This window comes from Embleya sp. NPDC020630, assembly GCF_044334985.1.
Classification (GTDB): Bacteria; Actinomycetota; Actinomycetes; order Streptomycetales; family Streptomycetaceae; genus Embleya.
Map to the genome: position 1 here is coordinate 307130 of NZ_JBIRUB010000010.1, position 18126 is coordinate 325255.

Here is an 18126-nt window from a genome sequence, read left to right on the forward strand (position 1 = left end):
CACCGGGAAGCCATGCGCCATCGAGGCTTCAACTACGCGATACCAAGGGGTTTTTCATGTCCGCCAACCGCCGCCGGACCGTCCTCGCCTCCGCGACCCTCGTCGCAGGTGTCCTGTTGACGAGCGCCTGTCAGGACTCGGACTCCGGCGCCGCGAAGGGCACTTCGTCCAACGCTCCGGGCGCTCAGGCGCCTGCCGCGCCCAACACGGCGAACCCGGGCGGCAGTCAGGGCGCCAACAGCCAGAGCGGTCAAAGCAGTCAGGGCGGAACCCAGAGCAGCGGCACCCAGGGCGGAGCGAATACCTCCGGCGGACAGAGCAGCGGCGGCCAGGGCACGAGCGCCGGCGCCGCAACCACCTCGGGCGGCGGCGGTAACGGCAAGGCCGCCAAGTGCCGGACCGACAACCTGAAGGCCACCGCAATCGACGGCACCATCGGCGGCGACTCCGACGGTACTGTCGCGGTCACGTTCAAGAACAACGGCCCGGACTGTTCGATGGCCGGCTACGCGGGCGTCGACCTGAAGACCGACGCGGGCGAGATCCCCGCGCAGCGCACCGGCCAACAGCCCGTCTCGTTCGTTCTCGAGAGCGGCAAGTCGGTGTCCTTCGGCATCAACTACCCGCTGGAGACGATGGGCGAGGCCTCCGGCCTGCGCATCACCGGTTTGGTGGTGACCCCGCCGGACGAGACGAAGTCCGTAACCCTGAACTGGCCCGGCGTCGGCAGGCTCCCCGTCAAGAGCGGTGACGCCCCGATCAAGGTCGGCCCGATCGGCAGCGCCGGCCAGGGCGGCTGACCCGCCGTCGTCCAGGCTCCCCAGCCGCCCCACCGGACGACGTCGCGGAGAGTAGCGCGAGACGAGGCCGACGGACATACGCATGATCGGATCTGGGACCGGAGATCACCGAGTGCCGACGGTGGACACCGAGCAGGATTGGAGAAGCCCCGGCCGCGGCGCGGCCCCTAGCGTGATGGTCATGGCAACCGCAGGGCATCCGGGCAAGGGTCCGGACACCCGGCAGGTACGAGACATCCACAATGCAAGGGGCAAGGCATGAAGGCGCACGTCAGCTCGATCCTCCTCGGTGTCCGTGACATGGACCGGGCCAAGGAGTTCTACACCGAGGGGCTCGGCTGGAAGGTCGAGAACGACTTCGGCGTCTCGGTGTTCTTCGCATCCGACGGCGCCTCGCCGGTCGGCTTCTATGCCCGCGAGGGTCTGGCCGGCCAGGTGGGCACCGACCCCGAAGGCAGCGGCTTCAGCGGCCTGGTCCTGACCTACGTCGTCCGCAGCGAAGCGCGGGTCGACGAGATCATGGCCGAGGCCCGCAAGGCCGGCGCCACCATCCTCAACCCCGCCGGCGCCCTGCCGTGGGGCGGCTACGGCGGCACCTTCGCCGACCCGGAGGGCTACATCTGGAGCCTCGGCTACAGCGCCCAGGGAACCGACCAGCCCTACGCCGAGTAGCCGCGATCCCTCACCTCACAGCCGTCCGGAACGGCGCAGCGCAGCGCGGCACGCGCCGCGCCGTTCCGGACGTAGCCGGCGGGCCGAATCGCAGTGAGCCGGCAGAACAACAGGAGAAAGACGAACATCATGAAGTTCATGTCCCACGTCGAGCCGCCCGAGCCCATGCGCGGCCTGGAAGTTCCAGCCGAGGTGGTGGCGGCGCTCGGCAAAGGCGCGCGGCCGCCCGTGACGATCACGGTCAACGGGCATTCCTGGAAGAGCCGGGTCGCTCTCCTGCGGGGCCGCCACCTGCTCGGCCTCAGCAACGCCAACCGGCAGGCCGCGGGTATCGCGATCGGCGACGAGGTCGAGGTCGAACTGAAGCTCGACACCGAGCCCCGCGTCGTCGTCGAGCCCCCGGACTTCGCCCAAGCCCTGGACGACGACCCCATCGCCCGCACCGCCTACGACGACCTGGCGTACAGCCACAAACGCGAGCACGTGCGCGCCATCGAAACCGCGAAGAGGCCCGAAACCCGCCAACGGCGCATCGAGAAGGCCATCACCGCCCTGCGGGGCTGAAACGCGTCAGTCCGGCAGCCAGTGCAGTTCGTGCGCCAGGGTTTTGGCGACGGCACGAATGCGGCGGTGCAGCGGGGACTGCTCGCGGGGGAGGACCAGGTGGATCGTCAGGCCGGCCGCGCCCCGCAGCGGTCGCCAGGTGAGACCGGACGGTTGTACCGTGACCGCGGCTTCTCCGGCCGGCGCGAGGGTGACCCCGTCGCGCAGGTCGTGCTGAGACAGGTCGAACGAGACCGCGGGCGTGTGGAATCGGGGGTGGGGTCGGGCGTCTCGGAACAGTGTGGACAGCTGATCGTGGATCACGGGGTTGGCCGCACGGTCGGGGAGTCGCAGCGGATACGCGGCCGCGTCCGCGATCTCGATCTCCGGGTGTTCGGCCAGCGGATGGTGCTGCGCCAGCTGGACCCCGATGCGCTGACGCCGCAGCAGGTACCGGCGCACGCCACGGCCCGGCTGTTCACCGCGAGTGATCCCGGCATCGATGCGGCCGTCGGCGACCGCGGAGGAGATCTCCGGTGTCGCCATCGGAACCGCGCCGACCTCGAGGCCGCTGTTGTCGCGAATCAGCCTGTCCACCAGGGCCGGTGCCGTCTCGGCCCCGGTACTGAGGCTGTATCCGATGCGCAGCGTGCCCAGTTCACCGGCCGCCGCGCTCCGGGCGGTGTCCCATGCCCGGTCCAGCGCCGCCAGCGCGGGCGGCGCGGACTCCGCCAACGCCGCACCGGCCGTGGTCAATACGACACTACGCGTGTTGCGGACCAGCAGGGGCGTACCGAGTTCCGCCTCCAATCGGCGCATTCGGGCGCTCAGTGCCGGCTGCGCGATACCGATCCGTGCGGCCGCGCGGGTGAAGTTCAACTCCTGCGCCAGCACCAGGAAGTACCGCAGGCTCACCGTATCCGGCGCCACGTGTCCTCCCTGCCGATTGATAACGATCCGTTCTGAGTCTATGCCGTACCGATCTTTCCCTCGGCCGCACATCAAGCCCTAACCTGCGCATATGTCGATCCCACCGACCGCAGCACCTGTCGCGGGGATCGATCGATCCGAGTGTCGACTCGAAGCCGGACGTGTCCGGCCGAACACAGGAGGTTTCCATGGCCAAGGGCTACTGGGTCAGTGTCTACCCCGCCATTTCCGACCCGGAGACGCTGACTGCCTACAACGAGCTGGCCCGTCCGGCTGTCCAGGCCGGCGGCGGGCGCACCCTGGCCGTTGGCGGTCGAGTCGTCGCCCACGAGGCGGGAATCACGCAACGCGTCGTTCTGGTCGAGTTCGACACCTTTGAACAGGCGGTCGCGGCATACGAGAGCGAGGCGTACCAGAAGGCGCTGGTGGCTCTCCCCGACGGCTACGAACGCGACTTCCGCATCGTCGAAGGCCTCGACTGACCGGCGGCCCCGCTTCCCGGTTCGTCGACGACGTCCTCGACGACCTGATCCCTGTCGGCGGCGACCCGTCGGGCCTGACGCGCGACCCTGCGGCTGCGATGAACAGGCCGCCCCCGCACCGGAGTTCGCGCTACCGGGGACGGGCCGGCGCCGCTGTGTCGCAACAGTGGCGCCGGCCCGATCCGGGAGCATACGGCGGCTGCGGCTGCGCGAGGTGTCGTCGGCCGCGTGGCGCAGCGAGGGCACGACAGCACCGCCCGCGCCACGATTGTGGCCGCCGAACCCGTCAGGCCGGGTGGTGGTCGGAGACGGCGCCGAGTTCGATGTCGTATTCCAACAGGGCCTTCATCGCGCACAAGGCTGTGGCGAATCCGCCGACGGTGTCGTTCACCCAGCGCACGGCGTCGTCGCCCGAGCCCTCGAAACCGGTCTCGGTGACCTCCACGAACGTGGCTTCCTCCGCGCGCGGGGTGAACCGCAGCTCGACGGTGGTCGGCTGCCCGTAGTTGCCCCACTCGAACCGGATCAGCCGGGCGTCCTGGACCTCCTTGACCCGGACGTCGGCCGACGCACCGTATGTCTCCCACTCCCAGCGCAACTCGGCGCCCGCGACCATCGGTCCGCTGCTCTTGCTGTACCAGAACCGGGAGGTCACAGCCGGGTCGGCAAAGGCGCGGAACACGTCCTCGGCGGGTTTGCGGACGATCATGCAGGCGTACGCGGCAGGGGCGCGAGAGAGCGCGAGCTCAGGCGTTTCCATATGGATAATCATGCACCACGGGCGCCCTCGGCTCCCGGATTTGGACCTACGCGTCCGGGAACGCCACAGCCGCGACGCCCGAGGCGCCGCAGGGGCAAGTACGGCCTGCGGCTTGGGTGTTCCTTCGGGAGAGCAGGGCCGCAGCGGCCGAGAGCGCGTCGCGGACATGGCCCCGGCACGCACCCGTGCGGACCGGCGGATCCGCCGTCGGCCGTGGCGTCGTGAGCATGTCGCGCTGGGGGGTGCGGTGCCGCCGTCCGGTGCTCACCTTCGCCCGTTCGGGCGACCCGGGGGCGGGTCGCCCGGACGCCGGCGGGCGGATCGGTCACGCTCGGCCGGGACAGGCCCTCGACGATGCGGGGCGTACGGACGGACACAGAGAGCAGGGTGAGCGGCGATGTCGCGCAACGGGTCGATTCGAGGGTTCGTCGGGCGATCGCTGACGGTGGGCTCCGCGCTGGTGGCGCTGGCCGCCGGGCATGCCTGTGCCATCGCTCCCCCGGTCACGGAGCCGGCCTCGGCGCAGGTTGCGGCCGCGGTTCGCCCGACGGGTTCCGACCTGGAGGTGATCCGAATCGACCCGGACTCCGTCGCGCCGGGCAGCACCACCACGGTGCACGCTTTCATCAACAACGCCGGGCCGAACCGGACGGCCTCACCATTCACCGTGGTGATCACGCTGCCGGAGGGCGTGACGCCCGAGGGCCCGTTCTTCCCGGAGGACTGCTCCGTATTCCAGAACGGCCACCGAGTGCGCTGCGTCTTCCCCGCCGGCCTGCCGCAGTCCCGAACCGCCACGGCAGTCGTCCCGGTACGGATCGCCGACACCGTCCCCATCGGCGACCTGGCCGGCGGCTACGTCGCGGTCCGCAGCGAGGACGACCGGAACCCGGGGAACGACAAGCAACCGTTCACGATCCACGTCGTGGAGACCGACCAGGACTGAGCCGGGGCGGAGCCGGACCAGGGCAAAGCCGGGCGCGCGTTGGCGGATCGGTGGTGGCCCCGGTACACCGGCCTGGGCCGCGTCCGAGGCCCGCAAGGCGCCGTACCCCGACGACCCGCACGCCGCACCGCCCGAATTCCCGTCGGACTGCGACGACTTCGTGCGCTCCCTCATCCGGCACGGGATACTGCGCCGGCGAGTTCGTCCGACCCACATCGAACCGTCGGGACCGAGCGGCAGCCCCCCGGCGTCAGCGGCGCCGCAGGGCCGGGTCGAGCAGGGCGGGTGGAGTGTCGTTCTTTTCGTGTGCGGCCAGGTCGGTGCCGGGAGCGACGATCGTGTCGATCGCGTCGAGTACGTCGGCGGAGAGCACGGTGTCGGCGGCGGCGAGCTGCGAGTGCAGGTGGTCCAGTGTGCGGGGGCCGATGAGCGCGCTGGTCACGGCGGGGTGTGTGGTCACGAATCCGAGCGCGAGCTGGATCATGGTCAGGCCGGCCTCGTCGGCGACCTTGGCCAACTGCTCGACGGCGTCGAGTCTGGCGCGGTTGGCGGGGATGTCGGTGTCGAAGCGTTGCGGCAGGAACGTGGAGCGACTGGTGGTGACTTCCCGCCCCGCTCGGATCGCGCCCGACAGCCAGCCCGAGGCCAACGGGCTCCACACCAGCACCCCGAGCCCGTACTGCTCGGTCACGGGCAGCACGTGGCTTTCGACACCGCGCTGCAGGATCGAGTAGCTGGGCTGTTCGGTGACGTAGCGACCCAGGTGGTGCTCGCGGGCGGCCGCCTGGGCCTGCACGATGCGGTATGCGGGGAACGTCGAGGAGCCGAAGTAGCGGATTTTTCCCGCGCGTTGCAGGTCGGTCAACGCCGACAGCGTCTCCTCGTCACTGGTATTCGGGTCCCACCGGTGGATCTGGTAGAGGTCGACGTGGTCGACCCCGAGGCGGCGCAGACTGTTGTCCAACGCGGTGACCAGCCAACGGCGCGAACCGCCCCGGTGGTTGTGCTCCTCGCCCATCGGCAGGCTCGCCTTCGTGGCCAGCACGATGTCGTCGCGGCGGCCGGCGATGGCCTTGCCGACCAGCTCCTCCGACTCGCCGCCGCTGTACACATCGGCGGTATCGATGAGGTTGACGCCGCCGTCGAGTGCGGCGTCGACGATGGCCGTGACCTCGTCCTGGGTGGTGCGCCCCATCCTGCCGAAGTTCATCGCGCCGAGCGCGAGGGATCCGACCTGAACACCGGTGCGGCCCAAAGTGCGGTACTGCATGACCGTGGTTCCTCCGTTGCGGGTGAAGCGTGGTGACGACCGTGGGTGGGCTGCGGGCCCCTTGCTCCGACATCGCGAGCAAACGGAACCCCGTCCCGTTTGACGATACGGAACGAGGTTCCGTTTAGCAAGCGCGGCAACGGACGGCCCGGGCGCGGCGCAGCCGTCAGGCGCCCGCGGCGGTGATCGCGTCCAGCGATTCGGCGAGTACTTGGCCACCGTCGACGATCAGGCCCTGGCCCGTGATGAACCCCGTGTGTTCGGAGGCCAGGTGGGGTCAGGTGGTGCCTCGTGGGGTGGCCAGGCCGGATTCGTAGGCTATGACCACCAGTTGGGCGCGGTCGCGGGCGTGGAGTTTGGTCATGGCTCGGTTGATGTGGGTCTTCGCGGCTGTCGGGCTGATCACCATGCGCGCGGCGATCTCGTCGTTGGACAGTCCCTGGGCGACCAGGGCGACGGATTCGCGTTCGCGGTTGGTCGGTTCGTCCAGTCCGGTGGCGGCTCCGGGCAGTGGCTCGGTGATGTACCGGTCGATCAGCCTGCGCGTGATGGACGGGGCGAGGAGCGCGTCGCCACGCGCGGCGACGCGTACGGCGTGCAGGAAGTCCTCCGGCACGATGTCCTTGACGAGGAACTCGGCGGCGCCGGCACGCAGCGCGTCCAGGACGTACTCGTCGAGGCCGTAGTTGGTCGGAATCACCACATGCACGCCGGCCAGTGCCGGGTCGGCCGCGATGCCGACCATGCGCAGCGTCAGCGCCACGCGGGTCTCCATCGCCGGCGCGGGGTGACAGCAGGTGAAGATCAGCCGGAGCCGGTCGTCGTCGATGGCGCCGAGAGGTTCGGGCGGGGCGTTGTCGTGCAACATCCGAGCCTCCTTGTGCTTGTCGTCCCGCTTGTTCTCGCGCCGGAGCCGGTCAATCGCCTTGTGGGTGGCGGTGGTGGTCAGCCAGGCCCCGGGGTTGGGCGGTACGCCGTCGGCCGGCCACCGCTCGACGGCGGTCGCGAACGCCTCGGCCGCCGACTCCTCGGCGATGTCGAGGTCGCCGAAGCGCCGGGTCAGTGCCGCCACCACCCGGGCCCACTCCTCGTGGTGGGCCCGGGTGATCGCCTCGCGGATGTCGGTCCCGGTCACTGGAACGGCCGCACCTCGATCTTGCGGTTGCACGCCTTCGACCCGTCGGCGGCGAGCTTCAACGCCACGTCGAGGTCGCGGGCCTCGACGATACAGAAGCCGGCGAGGTATTCCTTGGACTCCACGAAGGGCCCGTCGGTGACCAGCGCCGCCTCGCCCCGGTTGTCGATGACGGTGGCGGTGTCGGATGCGGCGAGGCCGCCGGCGAAGACCCGGTTGCCCTCGGCCCGGAGCCGGTCGTTGAACACGTCGATCGCGGCGTCCTCCTCCGGGGTGGCCGGGTCGGGTCGGTCGTGGATCACGGAAATCAGGTACTGCATCCGCGCGGCCCGACCGCCCAGGTAGCCCGGGCGGCCCGGTGGGCCGCCCGCGCGGTCAGGGCATGGTGTGGCCCACGGCCTCGGCGTAGAAGGAGCGGTCGACGAGTTTGTCCTCCGGCAGCGCCGGGGCCTCGATGACCTTGCCCTCGATGTACATGCTCTGGACCCGGTCGGTCGTGCCGCCGCGGATCTCCCAGTCGACCACCTGCGCGGGCACGGCCTTCAGCAGTTCGGGCTTGCTGCCGAGCGTCGTCGCCAACTCCTCGACGAAGGCCGGGTCCTGCTTGTAGTCGCCGGCGAAGTAGGTGTTCACGGTGCGGATGAGCGCGCGCAGGAACGCGACGCCGGCGTCCCGGTTCTTCTCCAGGAGGTTTTGCCCGTAGAGCATGCCGCCGAGCGGCTCGCCGACCGGCTGACCGCCCAGGAAGGTGTACTCCGGCTTGCCCTCGAAGTCCTTCCAGACCGGGTCGAGCAGCCACGCGGCGTCGATGCCGCCGTTCTTGAACGCCTCGGGCACACCCGCACCGTCCAGTTGCTGGAACGAGACCTCGGTGGGCTTCGTCTTGTGCCGGGCGAGCACGCTCTGGATCGGGTACATGATCACCGACGTCTTGCCCACCAGCGTCCCGAAGCGTGCGTTCTTGAGGTCGACCGCGTCGCCGGTCCGGCCGTTCTTGACCCGGGCCCAGACTCCGGTTCTGGATTCGGGCGCCGCCGAGTAGTTGCCCGCGACCCACTTGATGTCGAAGCCCTGCTTGACCGCGTTGACCATGCCGGCCTCGGGCGCCGAATACAGCACGTCCACCTGGCCCTTGGCGAGCAGCGTGATCGCGTCGGTGGCCGGCATCTGCTTGAGCTCGACGTCCAGGCCCTCCTTGGCGAACTCGCCCTTGGCGATCGCGGTGCGCAGCGGGCCGAGGTATTCGGCCGACAACGATCCCGCGGTCACGGTGAGTTTCGCCTTCTGCGCGAGCGGTTTGGCGGCGGGCGAACCCGCCGCACAGCGTGCGGGCTTGCGGGTCGGGGCCAGGTCGGCCGGGTCGGTCCACGCCTTCTCACAGCCCGCGACCGCCTCGATCGCACGCTTGGGTTGCGGGGTCTTGGACCGGTTCGAACCGGAGTCGGATGAGCCGCCGCCACACGCGGCGAGCAGCGCGGTGCACGCCAACAGTGCGGTGGTGGTGAGGAATCCACGTCTCGCCATGATGTGCCTTTCGGGGTCGGTGCGCCCGGTGGTGTTCGGGCCGGCCGGGCACCAACCGGCCCGGCCGAGGTGGTGACGTCGGGTCAGGACTGCCCGGGACCGCGGTCGCGCGGTGCCCACGGGGTGCACAGTCGGCCCACGCGGCGGATCAGTTCGGAGAACAGCACGCCGACGATGGCGACCACGATGATTCCGACGAACATCGCCCGGTTGTCGAAGAGTTGCCGCGAATTGAAGATCACGTAGCCCAGGCCCTTGTTGTCGGGCGAGGCGATTCCTTCGGACGCGATGATGACCAGGACCGCGACGCCCGCCGAGATCCGCAGGCCCACCATCACCTGCGGCAGCGACGCGGGCAACAACACGTGTCGGAACATCTGCCAGGGACCGGCGCCGAAGACCGCTCCGGCCTCGCGATAGCCGTCGGGCACGGCGATGACCGCGGCCATCGTGGCGATCCATACGAAGAAGAACACCGTCACGGCGACGAGCGCGACGTGCGGCGCCTCGCCGAGGCCGAACATGGTCATGAAGATCGGGAGGAGCGCGAGTTTCGGCACCACGTACAGGGCGTCCAGGGTGGGTTCGAGCGCGGCCCGGATCAGGGCGTTGGTACCCATCAGGAGGCCGACGACGAATCCGCCGAGGGCGCCGATCGCGTAGCCGGGCAGGACCCGGGCGAGTGTGGCCCACACGTCCGGCCACAGCTTGCCGTCGGTGGCGTCGGACCAGCCGTCCGCAACGATGGTCGATGGCGCGGGGTAGAGCCGGTCGTCGATCCACCCCTGTTTCGCGGCGAGTTGCCACCACAGCAGGAGCAGCACGGGAACGACGACGGCCAGGCCGACCTCCAGGAGTCGGCGTCGCGCCCGCGCCCGGCCGGGGTCACGCTCCGCGGCGCCCGGTTCGCGGACCAGCACCCGGATCGGCGCGGCGTCCTTCACGGTGACCGTCACGGTGCGACCTCCTTCTTGCCCGATTCCTGATCGTGGTTGCGCGTGCGGCCCCGGGTCGGGTCCCGGACCGGGCCCCGGTCCGTCTCCGGGCCCGTTTCGTGATTCGGTTCCGTCTCCCGGCCCACTCCCCTCCCCTGCTCGACCTCACCGCGCAGTAGTTCCCACAGTTCGGCCTGCATCGCGGCGAACTCCGGTGATCTGCGCACCTCTCCGGTGCGGGGGCGGACGAACGGCGGTACCCGCTCGGCGATCAGTCGACCCGGGCGCGCAGACATCACCAGGACGCGGTCCCCCAGGACCAGCGCCTCCTCCAGGCTGTGCGTGACGAATAGGACAGTGCGCTTGTCGGCTTGGCAGATCTCCAGGAGTTCGTCCTGCAGGATCGTCCGCAGTTGCGCGTCCAAGGCCGCGAACGGCTCGTCCATGAGCAGGATTTCCGGCTCGACCGCGAGGGCCCGCGCGATCGACACGCGCTGCTGCATCCCGCCGGACAGGGCCGCGGGGTAACGGTCGGCGAAGTCCGCGAGTCCGAGTCGGCCCAGCCAGTCGTGTGCCCGGGCGTTCGCCTCCTTGCGGGGCACCCGACGCAGGTCCAGGCCGAACCGGACGTTCGCCAGCACCGTCTTCCACGGGCTGATGCCGTAGTTCTGGAACACCATCGCGGCGGGGTTCGCGGTCGCGGCCGTCACCTCGACCCGGCCGGCGGTCGGCTTGACCAGGCCGGCCACGATCCGCAGGAAGGTGGACTTGCCGCACCCGGACGGGCCGACGATGCAGCAGAACTCTCCGGCCTCGACCTCCAATTCGAGGGGCCCGAGCGCATGCACGCGACTCGCGCCGCGACCGAACCGGCGCTCGACCCCGGCAGCTCGGATCCTGCCGGCCTGCGCGGCCGGCTCGGGCGGTTCCTGGCCCACGTGTCTCACCCCTGAAGTCCGTACGATCCGTCGTTCCTTGCAACCAGAGCCGTATGCGCGCGAGTTCGAGCACACCCGGTGCCCCCACCGGAGTCGATCATTCCGCTCGACCGGCGTGACGATATGACGATGCGTCAGATTTCACAATCGATAGCATCGACAAGGTGACATTGATCTTGAGAAGCACACCACCCCGACCCCGAGCACCCTCACCACCGCCTCCGGAGGTAACCACCCGCAGCCACAACGCTCACCGATCGTGACGGCGGGGGCATGGGTTGGCGCCGGCCGGGCCTGCCTGCCGCTGCTGCGCGAGGTAGGCCCGGCCGGGTGCCGAGGTCGTCCGCCGTGCCCGCGACCGGGCCGGGCCGCCTCGTTGGCTGCCGGGGCGGGGTCGGGTCGGTTGGGGCGGGGCGGAGGGTCAGGGGTTGGTCGGTGGTGGCGTGGTGTCCCGCGCCGGCGAAACGTCCCAGGCGGCGGAGGCCGTGTCCGACGGCTCGGGCTTGCCGGGGCCCTGGGCGATGCCGTTCGAGTAGACGATGTCGATCAGCAGGATCCGGTCGTTGCCCGCCGTGCCGTCCTTGTCCGTGGACGTGGTGAGCCAGATGTCCCCGTCGGGGTCGACCTCCACGGTGCGCAGCCGGTCGTACGTGCCCTCGAAGTACGCCTTCTGTTCGACCAGGTTGGAGTCGGAGTCGATGCGCAGCCGGTAGACGCGCTCACCCCGGGTCGTGGCCACGAACACGTAGTCGTTGATGATGGTCAGGCCGCTCGGCGAGGCGGACGACACCGGCCAGGTCTTCTTCGGCGCGATGTATCCGGCGCAACTACCCTCGGTGCCCTGGCAGTTGGGCCAGCCGTAGTTGCCGCCCTTCTGGATCAGGTTGACCTCGTCCATGATGTTGTCGCCGAACTCCGCCTGCCAGAGCCGGCCCTGGGAGTCGAAGTCCAGGCCCTGCGGGTTGCGGTGCCCGATGGACCAGACGGCGTTGCCGAACGGGTTGTCCGACGGGATCGAGCCGTCCGGATTGATGCGCAGGATCTTGCCGTTGAGGGAGTTCTTGTCCTGCGCCCGGGAGTCGTTCTGGGCGTCGCCCATGCCGGCGTACAGCTTGCCGTCGGGGCCGAAGCGAAGCCGTCCGCCGTTGTGGAAGCGGCTCTTGGCCATGCCGTCGAGCAGCACCTTGTAGCCGCTGAGCGTGTTGTTCTCCAGCTTCATCCGGGCGATGCGGTTGCCGTCGGTCGAGGTGTGCAGGAAGTAGAGGTAGTGGTCGGTGGCGAAGTTCGGGGAGACCTCCAGCCCCATGAGGCCGCCCTCGCCGCCGGTGGTCTGCGAGTTGGGCACCTTGCCGAGTTTTGTCTTCTGGCCGGATTTGGTCAGTCGGTAGACGTCGAAGGTGTTGCGCTCGGTGTAGATCCCGGAGCCGTCCGGCAGGAACGCCAGGCCCCAGGCCACATCCACACCACTGGCCAGGGTCTTGACGGTGCCCGGATCGGGGACTCCGCCCGCCTGGGAACCGGCGGTGGTGACGCTGATCTCCGGGCCGAACGCCGACCGGTTGCCCTTGGCGTCGAAGGCCCGCACCTTGAACCGGTACGCCGTGGCCGCCTTCAGACCGGCAACGGTCGTGGACGCGGTCTCCGAGGTGCCGGCGGCGGCGCCATCGCGGTAGATGTCATACCCCGTGACCTGCACGTTGTCGGTGGACGGGGTCCAGGCCAGGTCGACGCTGGTCGCGGTCTTGCCGGTGGCGCGCAGCCCCTGCGGCACACTCGGCGCCTCGCCGTCGGGCGGCGCGGGCAGCGTGGCGATGGTGACCGCGTTGCTGGCGTCGGAGACGTTCGGGACGGCGTCGCGTGCGAAGACGGTCCAGTCGTAGCTGGTTTCCGGCGTCAGGCCGGTCACGGTCGTGGCGAGCGTGGAGCCGTCGACCTGCTTCATGAGTTGGCCGTGCTGGTAGACGTCGTACCCGGTGACCTTCACGTTGTCGGTGGCCGCGTCCCAGGCGAGCGAGACGGAGGTGGTGGTCGGCTCCTTGTCCTTGCGCAGGTTCTTCGGGGCCGTCGGCTTCTCGGTGTCGGCCGGGCCCTGCGGGGTGACGATCAGGCTGTCGAGGTTGGGGCCGTCCACGCCCGAGGTGGTGGCGCGGATCGTGTTGGTACCGGCGGCCAGTGCCGTCGTGACGGAGGCCGTCTTCCAGGTCGTCCAGGCGCCGGTGCCGGGGAAGGGGAGATCGTTGGCGGCCTGGGTACCGTTGACCGTGATGTCCAACGGTCGGTCGACGGAAGTGCCGTTGGCGTAGCGGAAGTCGAGCTTCGTGGCACCCGGTTGCTGCGCCTGGACGGTGAACTCGACGTACGCGTCGGCGACCGCGTCGAAGTTCACGAAGCCGGTGCCGGTGTAACCGGCGTGGTTGGACTCCACCTTGCCCTTGACGACTTGGGCGGCCTCCGCCTCGTACGTGGCGGCGGCGCGAGGGAGGGGCGCGGAGTGGGCGGCGGGCAACGCCACGCAGAGCGAGGCGGTGGTGGCCGCGGCCACCAGGGCGCCGAATGCCCTGGACGGCCGGGGTTTGCTGCGTCTCACGGTGTCCTCCAGCGAAGAGGGACCGAGCGCGGGGGCGGCTCGGCGGCTCGTGGTGCTCCCCGGGCGGGCCGCTGCGGGCGTCTTCGCGGTGCGCGATTCCGCCAACGGTGTTTCACGCAGGGGAAGTTGGCGCTGGACCTGGATAGTTAGGAAAGTTTCCTAACTGGTGATGGAGCACGTTAGAGCCCGATAGAGCACCTGTCAACGGGTCGCGCGCCACCCGACGCGCGGGCGCGAATCCGTCCGTCGAGGCCGATGCGCGCAGACCCCGAGTCCGCGCCGCGTGGTCGGCGGTACCGCCCCGGCAGCGACGGGGTCCGCGTGGCGACGTGCAACCCTGGTTCGGTGAACGACGCCCTAACAGCCGCGCTACACCGCGCGGCCGCACACCAGCAGCGGTTCGAAGTCCGCTTCGCGGCCTATTTCGACGCCCTGACCGAACCGGCGAGCGGCGCCCTGGACCTGCCACCGCACGGCGCGTTTCCCCGCCAGGCCCTCGACCTGGTACGCGAGTTGTCGCTGCGCGGCGGCAAACGCCTTCGGGTCGCCCTGCTGCACGAGGCCGCCGCCCTGGTCACGCCCGAGTCGGTACCCGGGCTCGACGATGCCGCCGTGAGCATCGAACTGCTGCACACCCACGGCCTGATCCACGACGACATCATCGACGACGCGGCCGTACGCCGAGGCGGCCCATCCACCTATTACGCGTACCGCAGCCGATTCCCCGACCGACCCAACGTCGCCCTCGCCCTGGCCGTCCTCGCCGGCGACCTGGCCGCGTTCCTGTCCCTGCGTGTCCTCCTCGCCGGCGACCTGCCACCCGCCCGCATCGCGGCCATGGCCACCGTTCCCGCCGATGCGGGGGCCGCCATGATCAACGGGCAAATCCTGGACCTGGAACGCGACTTCCATCCCGACGCCGACATCGGATTCCTACACACCGTCACCGAATACAAGTCGACCCGCTACTCGGTGCTCGCCCCGCTGCGCCTCGGTCTGCTCGCCACCGGCGCCGACATCGCTCCGTACGAGGGCGAACTGCGCGCCTACGCCACCGCGGTGGGCATCGCCAACCAGATCCACGACGACTGGCTCGACCTCTTCGGCGACTCGGCAACCCTCGGCAAACCCCTCGGATCGGACATCCGTACCGGGCGACGCAGCTACGTCGTCCGCGCCCTCCTGGCGACGGCCGACGACGCCGAACGCAAGGTGGTGGACGCGGCCCTGGGGGATCCGGCCTGCGACGACGAAGCCCTCGACCGAATCCGCCGGATCGCACGCGCCCGCGGCATCGACGCCGACCTGCGAGCCGACGCCGAGCACCACGCCCGAGAAGCGGCGGCGCGGGCCCGCACGTGGGGTGAGCGATGGCGGCCGGAGGCCGTGGCGTTCTTCGAACATCTGCCGGCCTGGTCCGTCACGCGCGATCGGTAGAAACCGGTGGAAACCAGCCACGATCGCCGCCGGAACATCCGCCCCACGGTCGGGGCGCGCCCGAACCGCGGGCCCCACCCCAACCGGCCGGACGTTCATGATCACTTCACCGGAAGGTCGATCCGAACGCGCCTCCGATCGACGCGGCCCGCATAGCCTCTCTGGACCGGACCGGTTATCCATACGTTATAAATCCCATGGAGAAGCCGCGTCCGCCACCGGAACCAGAGAACAGGAAACCCGTGAGACTCACCCCTCTCGTGATCGCCGCGGCCTCCATCGCGCTCGTCTCCTCCGCCGTCGCCCCGGCCGTCGCGCAGGCCGATCCCGCCACCCCGTCCGCGCCGCACGTGACCGTCCCGGCGGGCGCTACGAGCACGCCGTGGACGTGAAGTTCCAGGTCCAGCGCGGCACGCGGTGCGCTACACGCTGGACGGCACGACCCCGACCCGCGACAGCCGCGTCTACTCCCCCGGCCGTCCGCTGTGGATCGACAAGGACACCAACGTCACGGCGGTGGCCTTCCACGGCAACCGGGCCAGTGTCCCGGTGTCGTACGGCTATCTGATCAAGACCGCCGAAAAGCCCCTCGCCCGCATGGTCGTGATGTCCGACGTCCATGTCGGTGGTCACGCCGCCAACGACAAGAAGTACGAGAGCTTCTTCGACACCATCGGATCCGTCTTCCCCAAGCCGGACGCGATCCTGGTGAACGGCGACATGATCAACGACAACGGCGACGGCAAGGGCCCCGACCACAAGATCGTCTCCGAGATCTTCCAGGCCAACCTGGCCCGCAAGGGCATGACCGACACACAGGTACTGGTCTCCACCGGCAACCACGACGACAGCCTGGCCGCGATACGGGCCGGCTACCCCAAGGCGTGGTTCCCCGACTCCGGCGGCGGCTACTACGACTCCGTGGTGGGCGGCCTGCACGTGCTGACGATCAACAGCGAGACGTACAACTCCGACACGGCCCAGCGCGCCTGGCTCAAGCAGCGGCTCGCCGCGATCACCGCCGACCGGGCGTACGCCGGCAAGCCCGTCCTGGTCCAGGGCCACCGGCCCGCCACGGACACGGTCATGGACGGCCGGCAGGCGAGCAACCCGCGCCTCACGAAACTTCACGTACACCGAGGCCGCGCGCAACACCGTGGCGCCGCAGTTCACCACACGTCAGCCGCTGTCCGCGGTGCGCGACGCCAAGGGCGGCACGGCCGTACGGATCGCCCAGGCCACGGACGACCAGATGGTGCACCACTACAACGTCGACATCACCGACACGGCGACGGGGAAGTCGCTCGTCTCGTCCAAGGTCTTGTCGGACTACTACTTCATGCCCCGCCCGAACACCCTCGACATCCCCGTACCGGGCACGGCCGCGAGCGGGCGGTACGTGGCCCGAGTCGTGGCCGTGGACGCATACGGCAACGCCTCCCCGGCGGCGTCGCTTACGTTCGGCAAGTAACCGGAGCGGGTCCGCGGGCAACCTCCCGGTCCCGTCCCCGCCCCGTCCCGCCACCCGGCCGGGTCCCGCGTCGTCGTCGACCGCGACCCGGCCTCGGCGGCGGGCGGTGTGGGTTCATGGGGCCAAGCCGGCCAGGATGACCACGGTGAGTGGGTCGTCGGGTCGGGCGTTGGCGCGGCAGACCATTACCTTGACCAGGGTCACGATTTCGCCGGCGGTGAGGTCTTGGCGCAGGTCGCCCTCCTCCTGTGCTTGGCCGATCACCTGTTCCAGGAGGGCGTCGACCTCGCGTTGCAGTTCCACCACCTCGGGATCCGCGACCGGCGTTGCGGTCAGTGCGGCGACCAGGGCCAGTGGGAGCCGGGTGCAGTACTCCACGATCTCGAGCAGCGTGCGTAGCCGCGGCTCGTCTCGCCCGGCCGCCTCCAGGGCATGGGCCAGCAGGTCGCGCAGCGTGTCGGCGGCGATCGCGTGGACCAGGGCGTTGCGGTCCGGGAAGTGCCGGTACAGGGTGCCGACAGCGACGCCCGCCTCGCGGGCGATCCGCTCCATCGACACGTCGGCGCCGTGCCGGGAGAACAGGCGAAGCGCCGCCGCGCCGATCAGCGCGCGGTTGCGTTCGGCGTCGGCTCGCACTCGGGGAACCCTTTCTTTGTCTTGGTCGCGGAACGTGCACCGCGACCAACCTGAAGGACGGGTTCAGCTTAGGCTACGCTGCATCGGGCAACATGAATCCACGATTCACTTTGGAGTCGCGATGCGCATCGGAACCCTGGTCAACCCGGAACGACCCGGCCTCGACGACCTCCTGGACGGTGTCCAGGCAGCGGCTCGCGCCGGGCTGGACAGCGCCTTCCTTCCCCAACTCGCCTCCTGGGACGCGCTCACCGTGGCCGCCCTCGCCGGCGCCCGCGTCCCGGGCATCGACGTCGGCACCTCGATCGTGCCCACCTACCCCCGGCATGCGATCGCGCTGGCCGGCCAGGCCCTGACCGCGCACGCCGCCACCGGCGGGCGGTTCACATTGGGGGTCGGCCCCGGGCACAAGCCGGTGATCGAGGGCGTGTTCGGCCACTCCTACGATCGTCCGGCCGACCACATCCGCGAATACCTCACCGTTCTGGGCCCGTTGCTGCGCGGTGAGCGCGTCGAGCACCGCGGCCGCACCGTCACCGCGGTCGGCGCCCTGGACACACCCGGCGCAGGCACGCCCGATCTGCTCCTGGCCGCGCTGGGACCGAGGATGCTGCGCGTCGCGGGCGAACTCGCCGACGGCGTGGTCGTGGTGTGGACCGGCCCGGACGCGATCGCCGACCACATCCGCCCCACCGTCACCGAGGCCGCCGCGGCGGCCGGGCGACCCGCCCCCCGCATCGTGGTCACCGCCATCGTCAGCGTCACCGCCGACCCGGCGCGGGTACTGCGCGAAGTAGGGCAGCGTCTCGGCTTCGCCGGCGAACTACCGGCGTACCGCGCCCAGTTGGACCGCCAGGGGAAGAAGGGCGTGGTCGAGACGGTGATCGCCGGGGACGAGGAGACGGTGGCGCGCGGGATTCGCCGCTACGCCGAGGCCGGCGCGACCGAGCTGACCGCGAGCCTGACCGGCACCGCCGAGGAACGCGCCGCGACACTCGCCCTGTTGGCCGCGGTCCGCCCCGAGGTCTGACCACGCCGGACCCCGGCGCGCGCCCGGCTC

General features: G+C 70.2%; 20 protein-coding genes. 9 read left to right on the top strand and 11 right to left on the bottom strand.

All coding sequences use genetic code 11. The features are described from left to right. Positions 1 to 56 precede the first annotated feature (56 nt). Positions 57 to 800, top strand: coding sequence for a DUF4232 domain-containing protein (locus ACH4XV_RS30970; protein ID WP_395795540.1), 744 nt, complete (start codon positions 57 to 59; stop codon positions 798 to 800). 258 nt (positions 801 to 1058) lie between these two features. After that, positions 1059 to 1472 carry a VOC family protein gene (locus ACH4XV_RS30975; protein ID WP_395795542.1) on the top strand — a complete coding sequence of 138 codons (414 nt, stop codon included), beginning with the start codon at positions 1059 to 1061 and terminating at the stop codon, positions 1470 to 1472. Here ACH4XV_RS30975 and ACH4XV_RS30980 read toward each other — a convergent pair. Further along, a complete protein-coding gene (locus tag ACH4XV_RS30980; RefSeq protein ID WP_395795544.1) occupies positions 1460 to 1612 on the bottom strand; it encodes a hypothetical protein in 153 nt (50 codons plus the stop codon). The two genes, ACH4XV_RS30975 and ACH4XV_RS30980, sit on opposite strands and share 13 nt — an antisense overlap. Here ACH4XV_RS30980 and ACH4XV_RS30985 point away from each other — a divergent pair. Further along, entirely contained in the window at positions 1611 to 2036 is a 426-nt protein-coding gene (locus ACH4XV_RS30985) for a YdeI/OmpD-associated family protein (RefSeq protein WP_395795546.1), read from the top strand. The genes ACH4XV_RS30980 and ACH4XV_RS30985 overlap by 2 nt on opposite strands. 6 nt (positions 2037 to 2042) lie before the next feature. On the opposite strand, the gene ACH4XV_RS30990 is transcribed toward ACH4XV_RS30985, so the two are convergent. Beyond that, entirely contained in the window at positions 2043 to 2945 is a 903-nt protein-coding gene (locus tag ACH4XV_RS30990) for a LysR family transcriptional regulator (RefSeq protein ID WP_395795548.1), read from the bottom strand. Between the two features lie 188 nt (positions 2946 to 3133). Here ACH4XV_RS30990 and ACH4XV_RS30995 point away from each other — a divergent pair, with 188 nt between their 5' ends. Further along, positions 3134 to 3427: a DUF1330 domain-containing protein gene (locus ACH4XV_RS30995; RefSeq protein ID WP_395795550.1), complete on the top strand. Its 294-nt coding sequence runs from the start codon at positions 3134 to 3136 to the stop codon at positions 3425 to 3427. A 286-nt stretch (positions 3428 to 3713) separates the two neighbouring features. On the opposite strand, the gene ACH4XV_RS31000 is transcribed toward ACH4XV_RS30995, so the two are convergent. After that, on the bottom strand, positions 3714 to 4187 hold the full coding sequence (locus ACH4XV_RS31000) for an SRPBCC family protein (protein ID WP_395795552.1): 474 nt from the start codon (positions 4185 to 4187) through the stop codon (positions 3714 to 3716). Positions 4188 to 4584: 397 nt separating this feature from the next. Here ACH4XV_RS31000 and ACH4XV_RS31005 point away from each other — a divergent pair, with 397 nt between their 5' ends. Next, positions 4585 to 5133, top strand: a complete 549-nt coding sequence (locus ACH4XV_RS31005; RefSeq protein ID WP_395795554.1) for a hypothetical protein — start codon at positions 4585 to 4587, stop codon at positions 5131 to 5133. A 250-nt stretch (positions 5134 to 5383) separates the two neighbouring features. On the opposite strand, the gene ACH4XV_RS31010 is transcribed toward ACH4XV_RS31005, so the two are convergent. The 7 genes from ACH4XV_RS31010 to ACH4XV_RS31040 all read right to left on the bottom strand — a co-directional run bounded on the left by ACH4XV_RS31010 (position 5384) and on the right by ACH4XV_RS31040 (position 13360). Beyond that, positions 5384 to 6403 (bottom strand): aldo/keto reductase, encoded by a 1020-nt coding sequence (locus tag ACH4XV_RS31010; RefSeq protein ID WP_395795556.1) that lies wholly within the window; start codon positions 6401 to 6403, stop codon positions 5384 to 5386. A 277-nt stretch (positions 6404 to 6680) separates the two neighbouring features. Next, a complete protein-coding gene (locus ACH4XV_RS31015; protein WP_395795558.1) occupies positions 6681 to 7538 on the bottom strand; it encodes a LuxR C-terminal-related transcriptional regulator in 858 nt (285 codons plus the stop codon). Next, positions 7535 to 7858 carry a YciI family protein gene (locus ACH4XV_RS31020; RefSeq protein ID WP_395795560.1) on the bottom strand — a complete coding sequence of 108 codons (324 nt, stop codon included), beginning with the start codon at positions 7856 to 7858 and terminating at the stop codon, positions 7535 to 7537. Before ACH4XV_RS31020 ends, ACH4XV_RS31015 begins: the two co-directional genes overlap by 4 nt. Positions 7859 to 7913: 55 nt before the next feature. Further along, positions 7914 to 9062: an ABC transporter substrate-binding protein gene (locus tag ACH4XV_RS31025; RefSeq protein ID WP_395795562.1), complete on the bottom strand. Its 1149-nt coding sequence runs from the start codon at positions 9060 to 9062 to the stop codon at positions 7914 to 7916. Positions 9063 to 9145: 83 nt separating this feature from the next. Continuing rightward, positions 9146 to 10018 carry an ABC transporter permease gene (locus ACH4XV_RS31030; protein WP_395795564.1) on the bottom strand — a complete coding sequence of 291 codons (873 nt, stop codon included), beginning with the start codon at positions 10016 to 10018 and terminating at the stop codon, positions 9146 to 9148. Then, complete coding sequence (locus ACH4XV_RS31035; RefSeq protein WP_395795566.1) at positions 10015 to 10935, bottom strand: ABC transporter ATP-binding protein; 921 nt, start codon at positions 10933 to 10935, stop codon at positions 10015 to 10017. Before ACH4XV_RS31035 ends, ACH4XV_RS31030 begins: the two co-directional genes overlap by 4 nt. A gap of 421 nt (positions 10936 to 11356) precedes the next feature. Then, positions 11357 to 13360 carry a PQQ-dependent sugar dehydrogenase gene (locus ACH4XV_RS31040; RefSeq protein WP_395795636.1) on the bottom strand — a complete coding sequence of 668 codons (2004 nt, stop codon included), beginning with the start codon at positions 13358 to 13360 and terminating at the stop codon, positions 11357 to 11359. A 507-nt stretch (positions 13361 to 13867) separates the two neighbouring features. On the opposite strand from ACH4XV_RS31040, the gene ACH4XV_RS31045 reads away from it, so the two are divergent. The 3 genes from ACH4XV_RS31045 to ACH4XV_RS31055 all read left to right on the top strand — a co-directional run bounded on the left by ACH4XV_RS31045 (position 13868) and on the right by ACH4XV_RS31055 (position 16570). Continuing rightward, positions 13868 to 14959, top strand: coding sequence for a polyprenyl synthetase family protein (locus ACH4XV_RS31045; protein ID WP_395795568.1), 1092 nt, complete (start codon positions 13868 to 13870; stop codon positions 14957 to 14959). Between the two features lie 242 nt (positions 14960 to 15201). After that, positions 15202 to 15351 (top strand): hypothetical protein, encoded by a 150-nt coding sequence (locus ACH4XV_RS31050; RefSeq protein WP_395795570.1) that lies wholly within the window; start codon positions 15202 to 15204, stop codon positions 15349 to 15351. 25 nt (positions 15352 to 15376) lie between these two features. Continuing rightward, positions 15377 to 16570, top strand: coding sequence for a metallophosphoesterase (locus tag ACH4XV_RS31055; protein WP_395795572.1), 1194 nt, complete (start codon positions 15377 to 15379; stop codon positions 16568 to 16570). On the opposite strand, the gene ACH4XV_RS31060 is transcribed toward ACH4XV_RS31055, so the two are convergent. Beyond that, positions 16545 to 17066, bottom strand: a complete 522-nt coding sequence (locus ACH4XV_RS31060; RefSeq protein WP_395795574.1) for a TetR/AcrR family transcriptional regulator — start codon at positions 17064 to 17066, stop codon at positions 16545 to 16547. The two genes, ACH4XV_RS31055 and ACH4XV_RS31060, sit on opposite strands and share 26 nt — an antisense overlap. A gap of 121 nt (positions 17067 to 17187) precedes the next feature. On the opposite strand from ACH4XV_RS31060, the gene ACH4XV_RS31065 reads away from it, so the two are divergent. After that, positions 17188 to 18096, top strand: a complete 909-nt coding sequence (locus ACH4XV_RS31065) for a TIGR03564 family F420-dependent LLM class oxidoreductase (protein WP_395795576.1) — start codon at positions 17188 to 17190, stop codon at positions 18094 to 18096. The last annotated feature ends 30 nt before the right edge of the window (positions 18097 to 18126 follow it).

Excerpts from the sequence above, each read along its gene's own strand:
- ACH4XV_RS30970 (WP_395795540.1), top strand. The coding sequence starts at position 57 with ATGTCCGCCAACCGCCGCCGGACCGTCCTCGCCTCCGCGACCCTCGTC.
- ACH4XV_RS30980 (WP_395795544.1), bottom strand. The coding sequence starts at position 1,612 with ATGAACTTCATGATGTTCGTCTTTCTCCTGTTGTTCTGCCGGCTCACT.
- ACH4XV_RS31025 (WP_395795562.1), bottom strand. The coding sequence starts at position 9,062 with ATGGCGAGACGTGGATTCCTCACCACCACCGCACTGTTGGCGTGCACC.
- ACH4XV_RS31020 (WP_395795560.1), bottom strand. The coding sequence starts at position 7,858 with ATGCAGTACCTGATTTCCGTGATCCACGACCGACCCGACCCGGCCACC.
- ACH4XV_RS30975 (WP_395795542.1), top strand. The coding sequence starts at position 1,059 with ATGAAGGCGCACGTCAGCTCGATCCTCCTCGGTGTCCGTGACATGGAC.
- ACH4XV_RS31010 (WP_395795556.1), bottom strand. The coding sequence starts at position 6,403 with ATGCAGTACCGCACTTTGGGCCGCACCGGTGTTCAGGTCGGATCCCTC.
- ACH4XV_RS30995 (WP_395795550.1), top strand. The coding sequence starts at position 3,134 with ATGGCCAAGGGCTACTGGGTCAGTGTCTACCCCGCCATTTCCGACCCG.
- ACH4XV_RS31065 (WP_395795576.1), top strand. The coding sequence starts at position 17,188 with ATGCGCATCGGAACCCTGGTCAACCCGGAACGACCCGGCCTCGACGAC.
- ACH4XV_RS31005 (WP_395795554.1), top strand. The coding sequence starts at position 4,585 with ATGTCGCGCAACGGGTCGATTCGAGGGTTCGTCGGGCGATCGCTGACG.
- ACH4XV_RS31000 (WP_395795552.1), bottom strand. The coding sequence starts at position 4,187 with ATGGAAACGCCTGAGCTCGCGCTCTCTCGCGCCCCTGCCGCGTACGCC.
- ACH4XV_RS30985 (WP_395795546.1), top strand. The coding sequence starts at position 1,611 with ATGTCCCACGTCGAGCCGCCCGAGCCCATGCGCGGCCTGGAAGTTCCA.